Annotated in this window: 4 protein-coding genes; 3 read left to right on the top strand and 1 reads right to left on the bottom strand. The window is 41.8% G+C overall.

The window, feature by feature from the left end; genetic code table 11:
- Nucleotides 1-354 precede the first annotated feature (354 nt).
- Nucleotides 355-2187, bottom strand: coding sequence for an ABC transporter ATP-binding protein (locus ACZM60_RS14385; RefSeq protein WP_489521833.1), 1833 nt, complete (start codon nt 2185-2187; stop codon nt 355-357).
- Between the two features lie 127 nt (nt 2188-2314).
- Here ACZM60_RS14385 and ACZM60_RS14380 point away from each other — a divergent pair, with 127 nt between their 5' ends.
- From ACZM60_RS14380 to ACZM60_RS14370, 3 genes are all read left to right on the top strand, one after another.
- Entirely contained in the window at nt 2315-3229 is a 915-nt protein-coding gene (locus tag ACZM60_RS14380) for a lysophospholipid acyltransferase family protein (protein ID WP_204461100.1), read from the top strand.
- A gap of 5 nt (nt 3230-3234) precedes the next feature.
- Complete coding sequence (locus ACZM60_RS14375; protein ID WP_489521832.1) at nt 3235-3945, top strand: glycosyltransferase family 32 protein; 711 nt, start codon at nt 3235-3237, stop codon at nt 3943-3945.
- 235 nt (nt 3946-4180) lie between these two features.
- Nucleotides 4181-4351, top strand: a complete 171-nt coding sequence (locus ACZM60_RS14370; RefSeq protein WP_475874160.1) for a hypothetical protein — start codon at nt 4181-4183, stop codon at nt 4349-4351.
- The last annotated feature ends 119 nt before the right edge of the window (nt 4352-4470 follow it).

Genomic DNA, 4470 nt, shown 5'->3' with positions numbered 1-4470 from the left:
AATTTTTTATTATATTTTATTTAAAAAGATAATGTTTAAGTTTTTTATTTACTGCATAGAATTTTTTTTTTTTTTGTAAATGGCTATATTGAATAGATACATATGGAAGAGAGAAATACTTCCTTGTTTTGTTTCGCGAAACAGTTATAGAATGCCAGAAGTGAAAAACTGATGTCTCCAATATTAGCAGATATATTCTTTTCAATTTTGACATGTCTTTTTTTAATATTTTCATCTTTTTCCCTTTTGTACAGATCTATGGAACTATTCTACAGAGAGAAAAATAAAAGGTCTTGTACTTTTCTTTTTTATACAAGACCTTTTGGCATATTATGTGTTTGGTATGGTAAGAATCTACAGAGCCTGCATATCGTTCAAACGTTTATAGTAACCGTTTTTCTGAAGCAGTTCTTCGTGTCTGCCGCTTTCTACGATACGGCCTTCATAGAGTACATAAATGCAGTCGGCATTCTTGATAGTCGACAAGCGATGTGCGATAGCAATAGTAGTGCGGGTCTTCATCAAACGTTCCAAAGCTTCTTGTACCAGGCGTTCACTTTCTGTATCAAGGGCAGAAGTAGCTTCGTCCAAAATCAAGATGGCTGGGTTTTTCAAGATGGCACGGGCTATCGAGATACGTTGACGCTGTCCTCCTGAAAGACGGCAGCCGCGGTCGCCGATGTTGGTGTCGTAGCCTTTTTCACTTTCCATAATGAAATCGTGGGCATTGGCTATCTTGGCAGCGGCAACGACTTGTTCCATGGTGGCATTGTCTACACCGAAAGCAATGTTGTTGAAGAAACTGTCGTTGAACAGGATGGCTTCCTGATTTACATTACCTATCAGTCCGCGGAGGTCTTTTACTACCAGATCTTTAATATTTTTTCCGTCTATCAGAATTTCACCAGCCTGCACATCGTGAAAGCGGGGAACTAAATCGACTAGTGTTGACTTTCCTGAACCACTCTGTCCTACCAGTGCAATAGTCTGTCCTTTGCGTACTTTCAGGCTGACGTCGTGGAGTACTTCGTGTGTGCCGTAGCTGAACGATATATTGCGGAACTCCAGTCCTTCTTTCATTTCGCTGATATGTTCGGCATCGGTACGTTCTACAATGTTGTTTGGAGCTTTCAGAATCTTGTCTACACGTTCCATTGAAGCGAGTCCCTTCGGGATATTGTAACTTGCCTTGGAGAAATCTTTCAACGGGTTGATGATGCTGTAAAGTATCACCATATAGAAAATAAAGGTAGAAGCATTAATGGTAGAGTTCGCGCTCAAGATAAGCGAACCGCCGAACCATAGTACAAGTACGATGAGTACAGTTCCCAAAAATTCACTCATCGGGTGGGCAAGGCTCTGGCGCATGGCTACACGATTGGTCGCGTCGCGGAATTCGTTACTACATTTCACGAAACGGTTTATCATCTTTTCTTCAGCAATAAATGCCTTGATAATACGCATTCCGCCCAATGTTTCTTCCAGCTGTGACATGGTTTCACTCCATTTGTTCTGGGCTTCGAGTGACTGGCGTTTCAGTTGACGTCCTACACGACCCATGATCCATCCCATACCCGGCAGTACGATGATGGTAAACAGAGTGAGCTGCCAACTGGTTACTATCAGGGTTGCAAAATATGAAATGATAAGAATCGGATTTTTCAGCAACATATCGAGTGAGCTGGTGATGGAGTTTTCTATTTCGCCAACGTCGCCACTCATACGGGCGATGATGTCACCTTTTCGTTCGTCAGATAGGAAGCTGAGCGGGAGGTACATTACCTTTGAATAAACCATGATGCGGATATCGCGTACTACACCGGTACGAAGCGGAATCATGATGGCTGTAGAACCAAAATAGCATGCGGTTTTCAGCAGGGTCATTCCTGCAAGGAAAAGTCCCAGCCAAAGTAAAGTAGTGGCAGGACCGAATGTTTCTATCAGTTCGGATACGTAATAATAGAAATTATTTACGGCAACGTCTTTCAGCTCTCCGCTTCCCCATTCCATAAAATGATATACTTTTTCTGACTCTCCAGTCTTGAACAGGATGTTCAGAATCGGTATAAGAAGTGAAAAAGAGAAGACATTGAATATTGCCGACAGCAGATTAAGACCTATTGCTCCGACAACATACTTTTTGTAGGGCGAAATGAACCGCCGCATCATTTGGAAAAATTCTTTCATGCAGGAAAAATTTCTGTTATAATATAGTGCACAAAGATAGTGTAATTTATTGTTTTATTTTATATAAAGCAGGTGCTTTTGCATATTATTTTATAAATTTGCACTTTAACTGAAACATGGCAACTTAATGAAATTTATATACTATTTGGTTTTTTTCTTCTGGTATCTGCTCTCTTTGCTGCCGTTGAGGGTGCTTTATTTTATTTCTGACGTGTTGTTTGTACCGTTGTTTTACGGACTGAAATACCGTCGGGGTATCGTACACCGAAATATAGCCGGCTCATTTCCAGAAAAGACCGAAGAAGAGATTCTGAAAATAGAAAAAGAGTTTTATCATTTTTTCTGCGATTATGTAGTAGAAACCATCAAGTTGTTTTCGATGTCGAAAAAGCAGATGATGAAGCGCATGACTTTCAGCGGACTGGATGAGGTACGCGCGGAGTTGGACAAGGCTGGGAAAAAATGTTGCTTCGTATGTCTGGGACATTATTGCAATTGGGAGTATGTAGCTTCTCTGCAATACTGGTTTCCTGAAATTCATTGCGGACAGATTTATCATCCTTTATATAACAAGGCTTTCGATAAATTGTTTCTCCGGCTTCGCGGACAGTTCGGCGGTGAGTCTATTCCGATGAAGGAGACGTTACGCCGGCTGGTTACACTCAGCAGAGGAGAAAAGAAAGTGATGATAGGCTTTATTTCCGACCAGGCGCCTGGATGGGAAGGGATGAGCCACTGGACAAAGTTTTTGAACCGGGATACTGCTTTCTTTCAAGGAACGGAACGCATAGGGCGCCGGCTGGATGCTGCCGTTTACTATCTGAAAGTAACACGGGTAAAGCGCGGATACTATCATGCTTCTTTCGAACTGCTGACCTTGCATCCTGCCGAATTGCCTGAGTATCGGCTGACGGATATGTACTCGGAACATCTGGAGCAACAGATAAAGGAAGCTCCTGCGTATTGGCTGTGGAGTCATAACCGATGGAAACGGACAAAAGAAGAATGGTTGAAAATGTCGTGGAACACTCAAAATTCGTAGATATCATGCCCCCGAAAATTATTCATTTATGCTGGTTCAGTAAGGATCCTTATCCGCTGGAAATCAAGATTTGCCTGGCAAGCTGGAAGCGTGTTCTTCCTGATTATAAGGTACATGTCTGGACGTACGAGGATGCAAAGGCTATCGGTTGTAAATATATAGACCAGGCGCTGTCGGTCAGGAAATGGGCATTTGCGGCAGATGTAGTCCGTTTTTATGCTGTATATAAAGAAGGTGGCGTGTATATGGACAGTGATATTTATCTGCGTAAGCGTTTCGACCAGTTTATTCCTGAAACCGGATGTGCTACGTTTAATGAGCGGTGGGAAGAAGGAGAAACTGATTATGGTATTCAGGCCGCGTTCTTTATCGGTTCAAAGGGAAACGATTTCTGTAAGGAGGTCTTTGAGTATTATCAGGAACGGGACTTTATCCGTCCTGACGGTTCGCTGGACCAGACGGTTTCTCCGTATATCATGCGAAGTGTTGCCGAAGGCAGGGGATATGTCTGCAAGGAGGAGGAACAGCATTTGGATGGTATACATATATATCCTACTCATTGGTTGTCGCCAAGAAGCCGCTTCAAGCATAGTCCGGATGCTTTTGGGGAACATCGGGTGTACGGAAGCTGGCGTGACCATAAGTTTGGCAGGAAACTGGAACGTTCGTTCAAGCATTTCTGTAATGCGGTAAGATTTTATCTGCTCGGCAGATAATGTGACTGGATTACATGGTAAACTAAAAAATAGAGTAAGTATGGCTTTTAAAAATTTACGTTTAGGTTCTGATACATCAAGGCTTATATTATTATTTGTCGCGATATTGCCTGTTACGGAGTCTAAGGACTGGCTCTTTTATACGGTTTCTGTCTTAATCATTGGGCTGTTTATAATGCATGTGATTTATGGTATAAAACAACTGTGCAGACAGGAAAAGTATTTCTTATGTATAATGGGCAATCTGCGGAGTGAGCTGATTGATTTGATGGTTGACATCGCAGGGCTTATGGTAGCTTATTCTATGGATTATACTGGATATATCCGCTTTTGGTGGTTCATGATTGCTATTACGCTGGTAGGGATTCTGCTTCAACTGAAACTGAAAAATCAAAAGAAAGGATAATTGCTTAATATAAGATGGAAAAAGAGGGTGTGTCGTAATACGCGATTCACCCTCTTTTCTTTATCAACGATAAGAGTGTAGTTAACTTTTTCAGGCAGCGATATTCAGAAGATAATCTC

The sequence above is a fragment of the Phocaeicola sp. genome (assembly GCF_057861905.1).
The sequence above is the reverse complement of the archived record's forward strand: the minus strand, read 5'-3'. Positions and strand labels throughout refer to the sequence as shown.

Coding starts and splice junctions, on each gene's coding strand:
- ACZM60_RS14385 (WP_489521833.1), bottom strand. CDS start 2,187: ATGAAAGAATTTTTCCAAATGATGCGGCGGTTCATTTCGCCCTACAAA.
- ACZM60_RS14380 (WP_204461100.1), top strand. CDS start 2,315: ATGAAATTTATATACTATTTGGTTTTTTTCTTCTGGTATCTGCTCTCT.
- ACZM60_RS14370 (WP_475874160.1), top strand. CDS start 4,181: ATGGGCAATCTGCGGAGTGAGCTGATTGATTTGATGGTTGACATCGCA.
- ACZM60_RS14375 (WP_489521832.1), top strand. CDS start 3,235: ATGCCCCCGAAAATTATTCATTTATGCTGGTTCAGTAAGGATCCTTAT.